Origin of the sequence: Anabaena sp. UHCC 0399 (assembly GCF_034931465.1) — a bacterium.
Lineage (GTDB): Bacteria > Cyanobacteriota > Cyanobacteriia > Cyanobacteriales > Nostocaceae > Trichormus > Trichormus minutissimus.
The window spans coordinates 1-18616 of the sequence record NZ_JAYGGZ010000051.1; the positions used below are offsets into that span (position 1 = coordinate 1).

Genomic DNA, 18616 nt, shown 5'->3' on the forward strand with positions numbered 1-18616 from the left:
CCCTAGGCTAATCGTGCTAGTCCCTTTGGTAATAGCGGTGATATCGCCATTTGTGTTGTAGGTGTAACTTTCAAAAGTCCCATCATCAAAAGTCTTGCGCGTCACCTTTCCCGTACTATCGTAGGTATATTGGAAAGTATCCCCACTGCGTTCTTTTGCTTGAGCTAAATTACCCGACAGATCGTAACTAAAAGTTTCAGAACTCCCATTGGCATAAATAATTCCACTTAACTCGCCGTAGGTGTTGTAGTTGTATTGAGTTACTTGTCCCTTCTGATCTGTGACTTTAGTCGGCGCATCTAAATTGCCAGTATATGTAAAGCTGACTGTTTGATTTAAAGGATCAGTCTGACTCAACAATCGCCCTTGGGCATCATAACTAAATTTGGAAATGCTATTTCCTGGTGCAGCGATTTGACTGAGATAGTCATTGGCATCGTAACTGAATTGAGTTAAGTTATCGAGTGCATCTTCTATGCTTTGAATTTGACCCGTACTAGTAAAGCGAATTTGCGTGGTAGCTCCAGTAGCATCAGTAATGTTAACAACGCCTGGAGAGATGTAACTATAAGTCACTGGACGAGAGGTCGTAGTCATAAGTAATTTAACGGCTATTTTTTCTGAAAATGGAATGAATTGAGTCATTATTACTCAATTTACACTGAAGAATTCCACTGTTGGCTGAAGATTTTTGGTTAATTTAATTGCATTTTCCCGTATTAACAACGAGAAGTAACTATAAAATAAGGGTTGTAGCCGCTTTCGCTAGAAAAAATAATTTATGTAAAAACACGTATAGAAAATCAAACTCTGATTACTAAAGCTTTGCTAAAAGTTGAGAAACTGTAACAATGATGATTGAAGCGTCATTAGTCAATCAGTTGACTAATAACTATGGACTATAGACTATGGATTATGGACTGTTGACTATGGACTCATGACTACTATTCGTCCTGCCAAAATTACTAAGGTATTACCAGACTCGATCGCAGCTGAAGTTGGCTTTGAAGTCGGTGATGCGATCGCAGCTATCAATGGTACACAGCCCCGTGATTTAATTGATTATAAATTTCTCTGCTCAGATGAATTTTTAGAATTAGAAGTTTTAGATGCTTCTGGCAAAACTCATTATATTGAAATTGAAAAGGACTACGACGAAGACCTGGGGTTAGAGTTTGAGACTGCGCTGTTTGATGGTCTGATTCAGTGCAATAACCGTTGTCCGTTTTGCTTTATCGATCAACAACCCCCTGGTAAACGTTCTAGCTTGTATTTCAAAGACGATGATTATCGTTTGAGCTTTTTATATGGTTCTTATCTCACCCTTACCAATTTACCGGAAAGGGAATGGCAACGCATTGAGCAGATGCGGTTGTCTCCTTTGTATGTTTCTGTTCATGCGACAGAACCAGACATCAGAATTAGACTACTGAAAAATCAGCGTGGGGGACAAATCTTAGAACAGTTGCGCTGGTTTCAACAAAGACGATTGCAAATTCATGCTCAAGTCGTCGTCTGTCCGGGAATAAATGATGGTCAACACCTGGAACAAACCCTACGGGATTTAGCGTCATTTTATACTGGTGAAGTTCCTACTGTAGCATCGGTGGCAGTCGTACCAGTAGGTTTGACAAGATTCCGTCCTGAACAAGACGAACTAGTACCTGTAACGCCAGAAAAAGCTCAAGAAGTGATTGCTCAAGTGCAATTACTGACAAGAGAATTTCGGCAAGCGTCTGGTTCTAATGTTGCTTGGTTAGCTGATGAATGGTTTTTGATTGCTGGTGCAGAATTACCCAGTGAATCTGAGTATGAAGAGTATCCACAAATTGATAATGGGGTGGGTTCAATTCGCTTATTTATTAAGCAATTTGAAACGGCGGCGGCGGAGTTATTACCCGAAAAAATCTCACCTACCAGAAAATTAACTTGGGTTGTTGGTAATGCAGTGGAAAAAGCCTTCCAACCAATTGTGCAACGCTTAAATAATGTTGCAGGTTTGGAAGTAAATATGCAGGCATTAAATAGTAATTATTGGGGACAAGCTATTAGTGTTACAGGCTTAATTACAGGGCAGGACTTACTTTTAAACTTAAAAGAGCAAAATTTGGGTGATGGAATTTTGCTTCCCAATGTCATGCTTAAACACGGAGAATTAGTATTTTTAGATGATATGAGTGTGGCAGAAGTATCTCAGCAATTAAATACAACCATTTTGCCAGTAGCGGGGGTAGAAGAACTGATCAATACTTGTATTCGTCATGCGGTGAGCATTTAATTAGTAAATCTCAGTTGTTTTTCGGAGGTAAAATATGGTTATTTTGCTTCATAAATAATAAAGGAACGTTAATTAATTAGTGAGGGCGTGTAGTGAAGAATCAGGGTTTAGTCAATAAAAAAACTACAAAATTAGTATTAAAAAATCACGGATTCTTCATTTTTACAGCTCAATTTATTATTGTTAACTGTTTAAATATTCTGTCAGTCAAGGCAGCTACACCAGCACCTGTCTTGAGTGTGGTACAAAGCCCAGAAAATACACAGCATTGGATAGGAATTACCAAACGCTTACAAACTATTGGCGTACCCTATTGTGTACTTCCCCTAGAGAGGGTGAAAAGTGCGGCAGATTGGGGCGATCGCCAGGTATTATTCTTACCCAATATTGAAACACTCACACCAGCGCAAGCGATCGCTCTAGAAGCATGGACGAACAAAGGTGGTAATTTGATTGCTAGCGGTGCAATAGGCAGTCTCTCAACCCCTGGAGTGCGTCAGCTATTAAAAAACCTCTTGGGAAGCTATTGGGGATTCAGCCTCAAAGATAAACAGCAGCTTAAACCATCAAAAACCCAACTTCCAGCCTGGATAAACCAAAAGGGAATTTTTGGTCAGGTACATGGCGGTGTTTTAGTTCCTAATGATGGTGCTAGCAAAGCTGTAGCTGTTTGGAATTCTCAAGATAATCCGGCTGCGGTGGTGACTACAGAACGTTCTACCTTGTTGGGTTGGCGGTGGGGAACAGATGCAGCTTCCTCTGCTGAATTGGATACGGCGTGGTTGCAAGTTGCTCTCAATCGTCATATCTCAATACCAGCCAATGGTAATCAAAATATCACAGAATCTGCCCCAAACTGCCCTGCACCAATAGCTAAGACTCCCTCTACTTCTCCGACTTCCCCAACAGACACGATCAATCGCGCCTCTACAACGAAACAGGATGAGGCTATAGACCAACTAGAACAAACAGTCCGTTGGGATGTTGTCCCTAATTCTCATGAGCCTATCAATCCTGGCGAAGCAGCTGCCATGCAACAACAGCTAGAAAATCTCATTGGTCGAGTCGAAAGCGCACATTTAGCAGCTTTAGCCAATGCTCCTAGCAGCGACGTATCCCAATCTGTCAAGGGAGAGGATAGACAATTGGCTACTACTAGATTAGTTACACCTATACCTAATCAAGAGCAAGTTTTAACACAAGCTAGGGTCGTAGCCAATAACTTACCTCGGTTGATTACCAACAAAAATTATGCTCTGGCGCGTCAACAATGGTTAGTAGCTAGAAATAACTTGTGGAAACAGTTTCCCGTTGATCGCAGATTAGCACCAGCCGAAATTCGTGCTGTGTGGTTAGACCGAGGGACAATTGTTCGTGCAGGTGGCGAACAAGGACTAAGTAAAGTTTTTGATCGTCTAGCACAATCTGGTATCAATACTGTTTTTTTTGAAGCTGTCAATGCTGGTTATCCCATTTATCCTAGTCAAGTCGCACCTCAGCAAAACCCATTAATCCGGGATTGGGATCCTTTGGCGGTGGGGGTGAAATTAGCCCATGAGAGAGGGATGGAGTTACACGCTTGGGTGTGGACTTTTGCAGTGGGAAATCAACGTCATAATGAACTGCTCAACATCAATTCTGATTACCCAGGGCCAGTGCTAGCTGCTCATCCTGATTGGGCTAATTATGATAACCAGGGCAAAATTATTCCTGTAGGTCAGACCAAGCCATTTCTTGACCCAGCTAATCCCGAAGTGCGGCAGTATTTACTCAAGTTGTATGAGGAGATTGTCACCCGCTATAAAGTAGACGGACTACAACTAGACTACATTCGCTATCCTTTTCAAGACCCAGCCGCCGGTCGGACTTACGGCTATGGTCAAGCGGCTAGAGCGCAGTTTCAAAAACTCACAGGGGTAGACCCAGTAAATATTACACCAAGTCAACCTCAATTGTGGCAACAGTGGACAGCATTTCGCACTCAGCAAGTAGATAGCTTTGTGACCGAGGTATCACAGATGATGCGACAAAAGCGAAGTCACTTGATTTTGTCGGTGGCTGTCTTTCCCCTACCAGAATCAGAACGTATCCAGAAATTACAACAACACTGGGAAGTTTGGGCGCGACGAGGGGATATTGATTTAATTATTCCCATGACTTATGCCCAAGATACTGTACGCTTTCAACAGCTAGCACAACCTTGGATAGCTTCGACGCAGTTAGGCTCTACCTTGTTGATACCAGGAATTCGCCTGCTTTCTTTACCCACCCTAGGAACATTCGACCAACTGCAATTGGTTAGGGATTTACCAGTTGGTGGTTATGCACTTTTTGCTGCCGAAAATGTTAACAATGAACTACACAAGCTCTTTGTTAACACTCAAGGAAAGTTGGGAACTGTCATTGATGAACCTATACCCCATCGTGACCCTTTACAATCGGCTGTCACCCGATATAATTCTCTACAAAGAGAATGGCGTTTAGTTTTACATCAAGAAAAATTACAAATATCGCCCAAGGTAATTTCAGATTTTCACAGCCAGGCGGAAATATTACAAAATGCTTTAACTCAATTAGCAACTTCCCCTTCCCCCAGAAAAATGCTAGTAGCTAAATCCACCCTAACACGCTTCCAATCTCAGTTTCGGGTGTGGACACGAGAAAAAAATATCAGTAATAGTTATCAAGTTAAAGCTTGGGAAAGTCGTCTATTTACGATAGAAAGACTATTACGGTATGGTGAAAGGCGATTAGAGCTAAATTCTCAGCAGAGAACTAATCAAAGTCCAAAATTTTGATTAATCTCTCGATTTATGTAGTTTTAATCTGAAAATCTAGCGATGACCGACCGTCGGTCGAAGACCATCTCTACGAGAGGCTACGCCAACACCTACGGTGGGGTGCAGCATCGTCGCCGCAGCATAGAACCAATGTAGAATCAGCAAATTATAGCCTCCGAATTGTTGTACTTCTTCATACTGAATTTATCGTATTTATACGACAGATATTATTATTGATTTAGCATCAAAATAGATACAATACTTAAAGTATATACTGGAGAAATCAACCTTCAGGTACTTGCGATATTAACCATCTATGCCCCCATTATCTCAGTTTCTCTGGCTACGATGTTTAAAGTCAACTATTAACAGTTCACCACTAACGGTTGAGCCAGAAACACTAGTCTCAGAGGCAATCTCACAGATGAATGAGGGATGTACTGGTATCATTGTAGTGAACAATTCACAGGTATTTGGGTGGTTATCAGCACAACATTTGGTCAAGCTTGTGGCGTTGGGTATGGACTGCACAACAACGAAAATTTCTGCTGTCATGCAACAGCCCACAGCTATGATCATCAAACCTTCAGAATTGCTGAATATAGCCACCGTAATTTCACGGTTACATCAATATCAATCAAATTGCTTGTTAGTTGTAAATGAGGAAGGTCAACTAATAGGAACAGTCACACCTGAAAGCATTTTACAATCGCTGGAAATACCAGCAGATAGTAGTCCAAAAGAACAATTACAGTTGAGGGAATCAGCAGTATGGAATGTTGCAGAAGCAATATTAAAGACTGAAGCTACTAGCCTGAATGAATGTTTGGGACAGCAAAGCATCTATGTCAGTACAGAGAATACAGCCACATTAAAGTTAGCACTAGAGACAACTAAAACAATTTATTGGGAACATCATCTGACTAATAATCAAATCCATTTCTTGAATACTGCTGTTGTGGGTAGTGAACCTGAAGCAATGGAGACAGTTGATTGGGATGAAGTGCTGACTTTAGTACATCCTCATGATCGGGAAATAGTTGAGCTAGCTAACCAATCAGCGATCGCCAATCTGGGTTCATTTGAGGTAGAGCATCGGTTACTGATTCCAGGACAAACATCCGCCTATAAATGGGTTTTAGCTAAGGGAATAGTCCTAAGAGATAGGATAGGTAAACCCATTCGCATGATTGGAGTCACGATGGATATCGACCATCGCCTAGAAGCACAAGCCAACTTAACACAGGCGAACCAAGAGCTAGAAATGCAATTAGCTGAACGCGCGATCGCCCTGCAACAAAAAAATGAGCAACTGCTGGCAGAACAAACCGCTTTAGCGAAAAGTGAAGAACGCTTTCGGTTTCTGGCAGAATCTATTCCCCAACAAGTGTGGATTGCTAGACCAGATGGCTATTATGAATATGTCAACCAGCGCACCCTGGATTTTTTCGGCACTATTCCAGAGCAAGTATTGGGTTGGCAGTGGGAGAAATTTGTCCATCCTGATGATAGGGAAAGGTATTTAGCCGCTTGGAGTCATTCCCTAGCTACAGGTGCTAATTATGAAATAGAACTTCGTCTGTTATCGGCAGATTCTGTCACCTATCGTTGGCACTTAGGACGTGCCTTACCTTTACAAGATCAGCAAGGTAACATAGTTAATTGGTTCGGTACTAACACTGATATAGATGAGCGCAAACGTACAGAGGAAGCTCTGGCTGAACGAGTCAGATTAGCAGATTTTCGGGGTGAAGTTGATACTCTTCTGACTCAAAGTTCCAGCTTACAAGACATGATGCGCTACTGCACCGAGGCACTAGTTAAAAATTTAGATGCCGCCTTTGCCCGCATTTGGCTACTAAACCCCCAAAACAATATTTTGGAATTGCAAGTTAGCTCAGGTATATATACCCACATCGATGGGCAGCATAGATATGTACCATTAGGTAAATCCAAAATTGGATTAATTGCTCAAGAAGTTCAGCCCTATCTCACCAACACTGTACAGGAAGACCCCCTCATTAGTAATAAAGAGTGGGCTAAACACTTAGGTATGATTGCTTTCGCTGGCTATCCCCTGACTGTGGAAAACGAAATCATAGGTGTAATAGCCATGTTTTCTCGCCAAATTCTCAGTGAATCTACCGTGGAAGCGTTAGATATAGCCGCCCGCGAAATAGCTATTGGCATCAAACGCAAGCAAGCTGAAGCCTCCTTACAACAAAGCGAAGAACGATTCCGTAACTTAGTGGAGGCTAGCAGTGATTGGGTGTGGGAAGTGGATGAAAACATTATCTATACCTATGTCAGTCCCAAAGTCAAAGATATTTTGGGTTACGAACCACACCAATTATTAGGTAAAAGCCCCTTAGAACTTCTCTCCCCAAAAGAAGTTGAACGTATATTGAGCATCTTTGAGCCAATTGCAGCAGCTCAACAACCATTTAAATGTCTAGAAAATATTAACCTCCATCAAGATGGTCATTTAGTAATTCTAGAAACTAGTGGCGTACCAATATTTAATGCTGAGGGGAAATTTTGTGGCTACCGAGGCATAGATCGAGATGTCACTTATCGTAAACAAGCTGAGTCCAAATTACAGGAGTTACAGGCGCAATTACAGGCGATTTTGGATAACTCACCGGCGGTCATTTACTTAATAGATACCCAAAATAGATTTCTGCTAGTTAATCACCAATACGAAAAACTCTTTAATATTAATCAATACGAAATTGCAGGCAAAAGCATATATGATGTTTGGCCTCATCATATTGCTGATGGCTTTGCAGTTAATAACCAATTGGTAATTACAGATGGTCATCCTATTGAAGTAGAAGAAGTAGTACCTCAAGAAGATGGTTTACACGTCTACATTTCTGTCAAGTTTCCTTTAAAAGATCACAATGGTGTTCCATATGCTGTGTGTGGCATATCTACGGATATTACAGACCGTAAACAGGCTGAAAAAGAACTGCGCCAAAGTGAAGAATATTTCCGTCTATTAGTAGAAAGCATTAAAGACTACGCAATTTATATGCTTGACCCCCAAGGGCAAGTAATTAGTTGGAACTCTGGTGCAGAATGTATTACTGGATATCAAACTCCAGAAATCGTTGGACAAGATTTTTCTTGTTTTTTCCCGCCAGAAGAGATTGCTCAAGGTGTACCACAGCAACAGCTAGAGATTGCAGCCGCCCAAGGTAGATGTGAATGTGAGAGGATCTTTATTCGCAAAGATGGGTCAAATTTTTGGGCAAACTGCATTTTAACAGCATTACGAGATGCAAGCGATAATTTACAGGGTTTTTCTAAAGTAACCCGCGACATTACCGAACGCAAATTAGCAGAAGAATCTCTATTACGTTTTCAAAAAGCAATAGAAAGTACCAGTGATGCTGTTGTAATCACAGATGTTAGGGGTACAAGTATTTATGTTAACCCAGCTTTTGTGGGATTATACGGTTATAATCTAGAGCAACTAGAAGCATCTGGGGGAACTTGGGTGATTTCCCAAATCCCTCAAGACAGTCAACAAATAGTAACTGCTATCAATAGGGGAGAGTCTTGGCGAGGTGAAGTAACAATGCGATCGCGCATAGGTCAAATTATGCAAGTTGACCTCCGCATTGATGCCATTAAAGATGCTAAGGGCAAAATTTTCGGCGCAGTATGTATTCATACTGACATCACCAAGCGTCAGCAAATAGAGGAAGGATTACGGCTGCGCGATCGGGCGATCGCAGCCAGCAGCAATGGCATAATTATTGCAGATGCGAGTATCCCCAACGGGCCAATTATCTATGTTAACCCTGCCTTTGAAAGGATGACTGGCTACTCAGGTGAGGAAGTAATTGGACAAGATTTCCGCTTATTCCATAGCACAGATATCAATCAACCAGGGTTAGAAGAACTTAATGCTGCAATGCAAGCAGGTAAGGCTGGTACTGTCATCCTCTGCAACTACCGTAAAGATGGCAGTTTATTTTGGAGTGAGTTAAATATTTCCCCCGTTTATGATCATAGTAATAAACTCACCCATTACATTGGCATTCAAACAGATATCACTGAACGTCAACAAGCAGAAACAGCACTACTAATTAGCCAAAAGCGACTGCAATATTTACTGACATCTAGCCCAGCTATCATCTATGCCTGCAAGGCATCTGGTGATTTTGGTGCGTTATTCATCAGCGAAAATGTTTCTACCCTGCTTGGCTATGAAGCAGGGCAAATTACGGAAGATTCTAGCTTTTGGGTAAGTCGTATCCACTTTGAAGACGCATCACAAGTAATTGCCAATCTTGCTCATGTATTAGAGCAAGGGCAGTATACGCTGGAATACCGCTTTTTACACCAAGATGGGACTTACCGTTGGCTGTACGATAAAGGTAAGGTAGTGCGAGATGACATCGGCAATTCAGTGGAACTAGTCGGCTACAGGGCAGATATTACAGATCGCAAACAACTAGAAGAAGAATTAAAAGTAGCACTAGAGAAAGAAAAAGAACTTAGTGAACTCAAATCCCGCTTTGTCTCCATGACTTCCCATGAATTTCGCACACCTTTGAGTATTATTCTGTCTTCCTCCGAGTTACTAGAACACTATCATCACAAATTGGCCCCAGAAAAACAACTTACACATCTCAACCGGATTCAAACTGCTGTTAAGCGCATGACTGAAATGTTAGATGATGTTTTGATCATTGGTAAGGCAGAAGCGGGAAAACTAGAGTTCGTAACCCAACCCTTTGATTTAGTTGCATACTGCCGTCAATTAGTAGAAGAAAACCAAGTGCATTTTAGTAATCACCAAATTCACTTTACTAGTGAACAGGAATCCATAGAATGTTGTATGGATGATAAATTACTAGGACATATTCTCAGTAATTTACTATCTAATGCCATCAAATATTCACCTGCTAATAGTAATATCAAATTTATGCTGAAGTCGTTAGATGGACAAGCTATATTTGCAATTCAAGATGAGGGAATAGGGATTCCCCCAGAAGATATTCCTCGTTTATTTGAATCCTTTCATCGAGCTAGTAATGTAGGTAATATCTTAGGTACTGGATTGGGATTATCTATTGTAAAAAAATGTGTAGATATTCATCAAGGTGAAATTTTTGTCAAAAGTATACTAGGAGTTGGTACAGTATTTACTATTAATCTGCCATTAAATAATGAAATATAAATTGAGGTAATAATGATCAAAATTTTAGTGATTGAAGATGAAGAGCTAGTACGTGAAAACATTTTAGACTTACTAGAAGCTGAAGATTTTGAAACTGTGGCGGCGGACAATGGCCGAATCGGCATCAATTTGGCTCTAGCAGAATTTCCCGATCTAATTTTGTGTGACATGATGATGCCAGAAGTTGATGGATATGGCGTACTCACCACATTGCGTCAAGAACCATCAACTGCGGCGATTCCCTTCATTTTTTTGACAGCAAAATCTGCCAAAGCCGATTTTCGGCAAGGTATGGATATGGGAGCAGATGATTATCTTACTAAGCCATTTACACGAGCAGAATTATTAAGTGCAGTGATGAATCGTTTAGAAAGACAAGCTACTTTGAAGAAACACTTCATCAATCAAAACACAGTTAAAACTACATCGCCGAAAATGCAGTTAGTGTCGATGAGTCTCAATCAAGTTATTAAAAAACAAAAATTTCAAGAATTTGAGGTACATTATCAACCTATAGTCGATATTTCATCTGGCAAAATCGTTGCTGCTGAAAGTTTATTACGTTGGCAAAGTCCAGAACTGGGTTTAGTGTCTCCCGCAGAATTCATTCCATTAGCAGAGTCTACAGGGTTAATTATTACAATTGGTCAATGGGTAGTAGAAAATGTTTGCCAGCAAATCAGAACTTGGCAAAATGCAGGCATAGACTACTTGACTCTTAGTGTCAATTTATCAGTGATAGAATTTAATAGGCCAGATTTAATTAAGAAAATAACTCATGTTCTAAAGAAAAATAATTTAGATCCAAAATATTTAGAATTAGAACTGACTGAAAGCATGATTATGCAGGATTTAAATAATGCAATTTTTACTATTCACGAATTGCAATCTTTAGGAGTTAAAATTGCCATTGATGATTTTGGTACAGGCTACTCTTCTTTAGTTTATTTGAAAAACTTGCCTGTTAATACACTGAAAATTGACCGTTACTTCATCCATAATGTTGCTCAAGATCCTCAAAAATCTGCCATTACAAAAGCTTTAATCGAAATGGCACATAATATGAATATGCAAGTGATAGCTGAAGGTGTAGAGACAGAAGCAGAATTATCTTTTTTACGCGAAAATCACTGTGATTCTATGCAAGGGTTCTTATTTAGTCGAGCATTGCCATCAAGAGAATTTGAAAATTTTTTATGGAGTCAAAAACAATTATCTGTATAACAATCAGGATGTTTGTAAAATGCAGATTGAAGTAAGTAGTTTTTAATTGTGGTAATTGGTAATCAGTAAAAATTAGTGAGGTATCGTTAATTACCAATTATCCAATTTTAAGCTAATATACATAATTAAATTAAGAAAGATTTGATTTCAAGTAAATATTATTTAAAAAAATGCCCAAAGTTTTAGTTATTGAAGATGATATAAATGTACGCCAAAATATTTTAGAATTACTTGAGAATGAAGGCTTTAACTTACATGAAGCAGAAAACGGACAGATTGGTGTGCAATTAGCCCAAGCTGAAATGCCTGATTTGATTCTTTGTGATGTCATGATGCCAGAATTAGATGGTTATGGAGTATTAAAGGTATTGCGTCAAAATCCCACAACAGCGATGATTCCTTTAATATTTCTCACGGCTAAATCTGATAAAACCGACTTTCGGCAAGGTATGGAAATGGGAGCAGATGATTATATTGTCAAACCTTTTACCAGAGCTGAGTTGTTAGCTGCGATCGCTTGTAGATTAGCCAAGCAAACTACTATTCACCAGGAAACTCAGAAAAAACTAGACAATTTGCGTAATAGCATTGCGCTATCCCTGCCCCATGAAATGCGAACTCCTCTGAACGGGATCTTAGGTTTTTCACAAATTCTGATGGAAGAAAGTGAGTATCTCGACTCACACGCGATCCGGGAAATGGCAGAATCCATTTATTATTCTGGTGAACGTTTATTTAGATTAATTCAAAATTTTTTACTGTATGCAGAATTAGAAATTATTGCCACAGATCCACAGCAATTAAAAGTTTTTCAAAGTAAAACTACAAAATTCCCTACATTGGCATTAATTGATATCATTACAGAAAAAGCTGCCAAATTAGGAAGACAAGCGGATTTACATATAGATTTATCTCCCTGCTATATCAAAATTTCTCCAGAGAGAATTTCTAAAATTGTAGAGGAATTAATTGATAATGCTTTGAAGTTTTCTTCAGCAGGAACTTTAATTCAAGTCAAAAGTAAAGCTATCAATAATATGTTAGTTTTATCTTTTACAGATCAAGGACGGGGAATGACTCCTGCGCAAATTGCAGAACTAGGAGCTTATCGGCAATTTGAGCGCAAACTTTATGAGCAGCAAGGCTCAGGATTAGGGTTAATCATTGTGAAACGTTTGGCTGAATTACATGGTGGTAAACTCAAAATCCAGAGTCAAGCACAACAAAAAACGCTGGTTCAGGTGATACTGCCTTGTAGTGAGGAGAATGCCTACTATCAAAAAGCATTACTGATTGACCAGACGAAAAAATTTGTGGATTGGGGATAGGGAGCATTTCACTTTTTGAAGTGACTCAAACCGATAATAATCCAATAAGATTTTTTGAAAGTCGAATTGCAGAAAATTAATATCAATATCTTTTGTATAAGTTTTAATCTCTGCGATGGGATCAGGATATGCGTAGAGAGAAAACATTTAATGTAGTAATTCTTCTACTTGATGCTGACTCCACAGTTTTCTGTACAAACCCTCCTGTTGCAATAATTTTAAGTGATTGCCTACTTGCACAATCTTGCCTTTATCCATGACAAAAATACGGTCAGCAGCAGCAGCAGCAGAAAGCTGGTGTGTGATAAAAACTACCGTTTTGCGTGTAGTACCACTAGCAAGATTATTGAGGATTTGGGTAGCAGTTTGATTATCCACACTAGAGAGAGCATCATCTAAGATTAAAACGGGTGCATTGACTAGCATCGCTCTAGCTAAAGCGGTACGTTGTCTTTGCCCACCAGAAAGAGTAATGCCACGTTCCCCGACTATGGTTTCATACTGCTGGGGGAAATTCATGATTTCTGGGTGAATTTGTGATGATTTAGCCACCGACTCAACATAGAGTTGATCGCTGCTGGGGTCGCCGTAGCGGATGTTATTTCTAATGGTAGTGCTGAATAAAAAGCTATCTTGAGGAACGTAGGCGATCGCATGACGCAAATCGGCTAATGCTATTTGGGTAATATCCACCCCATCTAAAAATAACTGTCCTGGTGCAATATCTAACAATCTAGGCAAGGCATTGGCTAAAGTTGACTTACCTGAACCGATCGCACCGACAATTGCTACTGTCTCTCCAGAGGTAATTGTAAAATTGACATGATCTAACGCTGGTTTAGCCGCACCAGGATAAGTAAAACTGAGATTTTTGGCGGTTAATTCCCCTTTAACTTCCGCTACAGCCATATGCACAGCATCGCTAGTATCTCTAATTTTCGGTTTAACGCTGAGTATCGCTTCCAAACGGTCTATACTGACTTCCCCCCGTTGGTAGGCGGTAATAGTGAAGCCCAACAATGCCGTCGGGAATACTAAACGCTCAACATAGATTAGTAATGCTAAAAAGTCACCAACAGCGAGGTTTCCAGCCGAAATCTGCGTTGTCCCCAACCAAATAATTACGAGTGAACTCAAGCCAGCTAAACCACCGATTAGGGGAAACAAGGTATTGCGGCTTTTCGCCAGTTCCAAGTTAGCCCCCAATAGCTGGTGGTTTTTTTGGGCAAAAGCTCGACGTTCGTTGTTTTCCTGGGCATAGATTTTAATTAAAGCTATGCCACTCATATCTTCTTGAATTAGCTCACTGATCTCAGAGATATTTTCCTGGACTTTAGCTTGTTGCTGACGTAAGCGATTACTAAATAAATGCACTAACACAAACATCAAAGGATAAACTGCGATCGCCGCCAGGGTGAGATTGACGTTAATGGCTAGCATGACTGGTAGTGTTAAGGCGTAAGCAAACACCGTATTGGCTAAACTTAACACCGCAAAACCTAACAACCGTCGCACATTATCTACATCACTGGTAGCCCTACTAATTAAGTCGCCAATTGTATTCGTGGCAAAATAAGCAGGCTCTAGATTGAGTAAATGCTCAAAAATCCTTTGTTTGAGATCAAATTCTACTTGCCGTCCTACACCAAATATCCACAGCCGCGAAGCCATGCGGATCAGCCACATGGCAGCACTGAGTAAAATAATCACAACTACATAACGTAGTATTTCTTGCCAGATCACATTATTGGCAAGTTGGTCAACACAACCACGAATCAACCAAGGAATATAAACACCTAGTCCATTGACAGACAACAAAGCCAAAATACCCAACGTGGCATCTCGCCAGTGGGGACGTAGGTAAGCACCAAGTTTAGCAATTCGTCGAGATTGTTGCATGGAAGGGGACAGGTGACAGGTGACAGGTGACAGGGGACAAGGGACAGGTGACAGGAGATAAGTATCTTTTGATTTCTAACTTTATGCCCGACGACCACGTAAGAAAGTGTAAACCTGAGTGAGATAACTTTCCCAGACTTGGGTTGTAAGTTGCAATGTTTCTGAACTGGGTACAAAGTCTTCTAGCCGCAAGCCTCGTTCTCTAATTTGTTGAGGATTCTGCAACAGGTAAGGGGGGATTTTGGTTTCCCAGTAGTTGAAGGCTAAGGTTGTCTGATTGATTCCAGTATTAGGCAAGATAGCATTCCCAAGTACATCTGTAACTTGTGTGGGGTTGGTTGGTGTCCCCAAGGCTACGAGTGTTTCTGGTTGAGATGATGGTAGCTGATAGGTGGGAATCATTGCTCCTTGGGTGGCTAAGGGCGCTCTGATTAAAAAGTAGGCGATCGCTGGTGTACTAGATAAAAGTAAAATTGTCAGTGACCAACCAATTAAATATCCTCCTGGTTTCTCAATTCCACCCCCCTTGATTTTCTGCGCTGCCACAATTAGCATCAAAACTGAAGCTCCCAAGGGTTTCAGGGGAAATGATACTAGTCTCCACAAAGATGCTACAGCTGGTTCATTAGGATTGACAAATGACAAGGCGATCACAATCATCAAGATCACAAAAACTAATCGCCCAACAAAAGTTCCTGAAGGATAAAATTTCTGAAACACAGTGTAAGCGATAGTACCAATTAGTAACCACAGCAGTACCCGGCTTAAAAGTTCAAACATAGATTTACACTCAAATCTCCTTTTGCGGTGAGCCTAGAGGTTTCATAAAGTGGATTCATTTTATTGTCAACTGTAATTTGACTTAAAATATCCTAACCCTCACACCAAAGACTACCGTCGTAGTGATTTTAGTGCAATTTTTTGACACTGCGCCTAATATTTATAATTTTCCTGATTAGTTATCTGATACACCAGTGAATTAGTTAAATTAATTGAGTAGTTGTGACTCAAAAGGAAAAGCTATGCCACCTGGAAAGCCCAGCATTTTAGTAACGGGGGGAGCAGGGTATATCGGTTCACATACCGTCTTAGCTCTCAAGCAAGCCGGTTACGACGTGGTAATACTCGATAACTTGGTTTATGGGCATCGTGACTTGGTGGAGAAGGTTTTGCAGGTCGAGTTGATTGTTGGCGATACGAGCGATCGCGCCCTGTTAGATGATTTATTCAAAACCCATAATTTTGCTGCCGTCATGCACTTTTCTGCCTATGCTTATGTTGGCGAATCAGTGACAGACCCCGCTAAATACTACCGTAACAACGTTTTGGGAACGCTGGTTCTCTTAGAAGCGATGCTGGCGGCATCTATTAAGAATTTTGTCTTTTCTTCCACTTGTGCCACATATGGTGTGCCGGATGTTGTGCCGATTCCCGAAAACCACCCCCAAAATCCCATCAATCCCTATGGTGCTACTAAATTAATGGTAGAGCGGATTTTATCAGATTTTGATGGGGCTTACGGTTTAAAATCAGTCCGTTTTCGTTATTTTAATGCTGCTGGCGCACATCCTGATGGATTATTAGGTGAAGATCACAACCCCGAAACCCATTTAATTCCTTTGGTACTGCTGACAGCTTTAGGTAAACGCGAATCTATCTCAATTTTTGGCACAGATTACCCCACCCCCGATGGGACTTGTATTCGGGACTATATTCACGTCAGCGATTTGGCAGATGCCCACATTTTAGGATTGGAATATTTATTAAAAGGTGGAGATAGCGAATTTTTTAATTTAGGTAATGGTCAAGGTTTTTCAGTCCGAGAGGTTATAGCCGCCGCCGCCCAGGTGACAGGATTAAATATCCCAGTTGCAGAATGCGATCGCCGCCCCGGTGATCCCCCCAGTTTAATTGGTAGCGGCGAAAAAGCCAGAAAAGTTCTTGGCTGGCAACCCCAATATCCAGATATTCAAGATATTGTCACCCACGCTTGGCAATGGCATTTGAAAAGACATAAGTAGTCATCTTGAAGCGATTGCATTCATATATTTGTTCCGGCATGAAAACAGCACGCAAATAAGCAGAAAAGGTAACTTAAAAGCCACTGTCTGGTTATGGCAGCTTAATATGGACAGTGGCCATGACTAACTTTTTTACAGACTTCAGAAGAGGCGGAAAAACTTTACCTCTATACCCGAATGGCACTAGGATAACGGCAATTAGTTGTTAAATGACTATTAAACTAAAGAAAATTTTACGTTGGGTAATTTTAGGGGCGACACTAGTTTTTGTAGGTAATGCCTTAAAAAATCATTGGTTAGAGGTGACAGCTATTCGCATTGATGAAGCAGGATGGTCAATTTTGGCGATCGCTACTGGGATCACTTTACTAGCCCATATCTGGGCTGGTTGGATTTGGACTTGGGTTCTCCAAGAGTTAAAACAACCTGTACCATCTATAAAATTTATTCAGGTTTATCTTAAAACCAACCTTGCCAAGTATTTGCCGGGTAATGTATGGCATCATTACGGGCGAATTGTGGCGGCGAAAAATGCTAATGTTGCGCCTGGTGCAGCCACCCTCAGCGTTTTGCTAGAACCCTTACTTATGGCGGCGGCGGCTTTAATTTTTGTTGTCCTATTTGGCAATCAATTTGCAGCGAATAACACTACCTTGACGCTACAAGGGTTAAAAATACTAAGTTTGGTAATTATACTTTGTGCCGTGCATCCCCGATTTTTAAACCCAGTGATTGGCTTATTTTATAAATTAAAAGCGAAGAAATCTAGCACTCAGCCAACCCCTAATTTTCGGATTCGACGCTATCCCCTCAGACCATTGTTAGGAGAGATGGGATTTTTAGGACTGCGGGGTATGGGATTTGTCTTAACGGTGTTTGCGATTATGCCCTTGAATCTAAGTCACATTCCTTTATTGTTGGGTGCTTTTAGTTTTGCTTGGTTGTTGGGGTTTGTAGTTCCCGGCGCACCTGGGGGGTTGGGAGTCTTTGAAGCCACAGCGATCGCACTTTTACAACATCGCTTTCCCTCGGCGGCGGTAATTAGTGCGATCGCCTTGTATCGTCTCATCAGTATTTTAGCTGAAACTATTGGTGCAGGCTTGTCCTATTTCGATGAACGCCTTGCTAAGTAGCCATTATAGCCTGTGTATAAAAACATACAGGAATAGCGTAAAGCATCATTAGTTACCAGTGAACTGTTATCAAGTAACTGTTCACTGATGATGTCCCATACCCCTCTTAGGTGCTAGCCGAATCCTCTCCAGACAATATTTGATTGATGCCAATGACCCAAGGCATACCTTGATTTACTGGAGAACTAATACTAATTTTGGCGTGATTCGCAAACAATTTTAATTTGCTTGCCAAATACGAAACATTCATCATAACGTTCTGATAACTTTCAATATCATGGCATACCATGATTAACATCAGAATGCCACTATTAACTTTAAAATACCAGTGACAACTGGATAACAAAATACGTACCGAATGCCTACAAGTTAAATAAAACCTTGTTTTTGTTACTTCTTCTAGTTGACTGAGTAATATTTCACTTATGAGTGTAGTTTTATGTGTGGGCAAATCGTCGGGAGATAGATATGGTTGCTTCATAGATTTTCGCCCTAATTGCAAAGGATTAATAGACTGACGTAAACCCAAAAACTTTAATTAATTTATGCAGTTACATCAGGTAGAAACATAATCTCTATTGATATCCGTTCACTCCCTTACAACTGGTTATATAGTTGAGTTTCCCTGCTATCTCATTTTCCTTATATTTCTTTAGCAATTAGTCTATAAAAGTAAATATTCGTTAGTATTTCGTGATTTTTATCTGAGTTTTCATTGGGCATAATCCAATCTATTTAAATCCCAAAGCCTTATCCTGG

Annotated in this window: 11 protein-coding genes; 7 read left to right on the plus strand and 4 right to left on the minus strand. The window is 40.5% G+C overall.

All coding sequences use genetic code 11. The features are described from left to right. A partial coding sequence (locus tag VB693_RS22890; protein WP_323268270.1) for a hypothetical protein occupies positions 1-597 on the minus strand: 597 nt, incomplete at its 3' end. Between the two features lie 340 nt (positions 598-937). Here VB693_RS22890 and VB693_RS22895 point away from each other — a divergent pair. From VB693_RS22895 to VB693_RS22915, 5 genes are all read left to right on the plus strand, one after another. After that, complete coding sequence (locus VB693_RS22895) at positions 938-2278, plus strand: TIGR03279 family radical SAM protein (RefSeq protein WP_323268271.1); 1341 nt, start codon at positions 938-940, stop codon at positions 2276-2278. Between the two features lie 92 nt (positions 2279-2370). Beyond that, positions 2371-5076 (plus strand): glycoside hydrolase family 10 protein, encoded by a 2706-nt coding sequence (locus VB693_RS22900; protein ID WP_323268272.1) that lies wholly within the window; start codon positions 2371-2373, stop codon positions 5074-5076. A 298-nt stretch (positions 5077-5374) separates the two neighbouring features. Then, positions 5375-10252: a PAS domain S-box protein gene (locus tag VB693_RS22905; RefSeq protein ID WP_323268273.1), complete on the plus strand. Its 4878-nt coding sequence runs from the start codon at positions 5375-5377 to the stop codon at positions 10250-10252. Positions 10253-10264: 12 nt separating this feature from the next. Beyond that, a complete protein-coding gene (locus VB693_RS22910; RefSeq protein WP_323268274.1) occupies positions 10265-11476 on the plus strand; it encodes an EAL domain-containing response regulator in 1212 nt (403 codons plus the stop codon). 170 nt (positions 11477-11646) lie between these two features. Beyond that, positions 11647-12804 carry a response regulator gene (locus VB693_RS22915; protein ID WP_323268275.1) on the plus strand — a complete coding sequence of 386 codons (1158 nt, stop codon included), beginning with the start codon at positions 11647-11649 and terminating at the stop codon, positions 12802-12804. 147 nt (positions 12805-12951) lie between these two features. Here VB693_RS22915 and VB693_RS22920 read toward each other — a convergent pair whose 3' ends face one another. Further along, positions 12952-14703, minus strand: a complete 1752-nt coding sequence (locus tag VB693_RS22920; protein ID WP_323268276.1) for an ABC transporter ATP-binding protein — start codon at positions 14701-14703, stop codon at positions 12952-12954. 81 nt (positions 14704-14784) lie between these two features. Further along, on the minus strand, positions 14785-15483 hold the full coding sequence (locus tag VB693_RS22925; RefSeq protein ID WP_323268277.1) for a hypothetical protein: 699 nt from the start codon (positions 15481-15483) through the stop codon (positions 14785-14787). 242 nt (positions 15484-15725) lie between these two features. Here VB693_RS22925 and galE point away from each other — a divergent pair, with 242 nt between their 5' ends. After that, positions 15726-16724: a UDP-glucose 4-epimerase GalE gene (gene galE, locus VB693_RS22930; protein WP_323268278.1), complete on the plus strand. Its 999-nt coding sequence runs from the start codon at positions 15726-15728 to the stop codon at positions 16722-16724. Positions 16725-16933: 209 nt separating this feature from the next. Continuing rightward, positions 16934-17857, plus strand: coding sequence for a lysylphosphatidylglycerol synthase transmembrane domain-containing protein (locus VB693_RS22935; RefSeq protein ID WP_323268279.1), 924 nt, complete (start codon positions 16934-16936; stop codon positions 17855-17857). A gap of 106 nt (positions 17858-17963) precedes the next feature. Here VB693_RS22935 and VB693_RS22940 read toward each other — a convergent pair whose 3' ends face one another. Next, positions 17964-18338 carry a hypothetical protein gene (locus VB693_RS22940; protein ID WP_323268280.1) on the minus strand — a complete coding sequence of 125 codons (375 nt, stop codon included), beginning with the start codon at positions 18336-18338 and terminating at the stop codon, positions 17964-17966. Between the last annotated feature and the right edge of the window lie 278 nt (positions 18339-18616).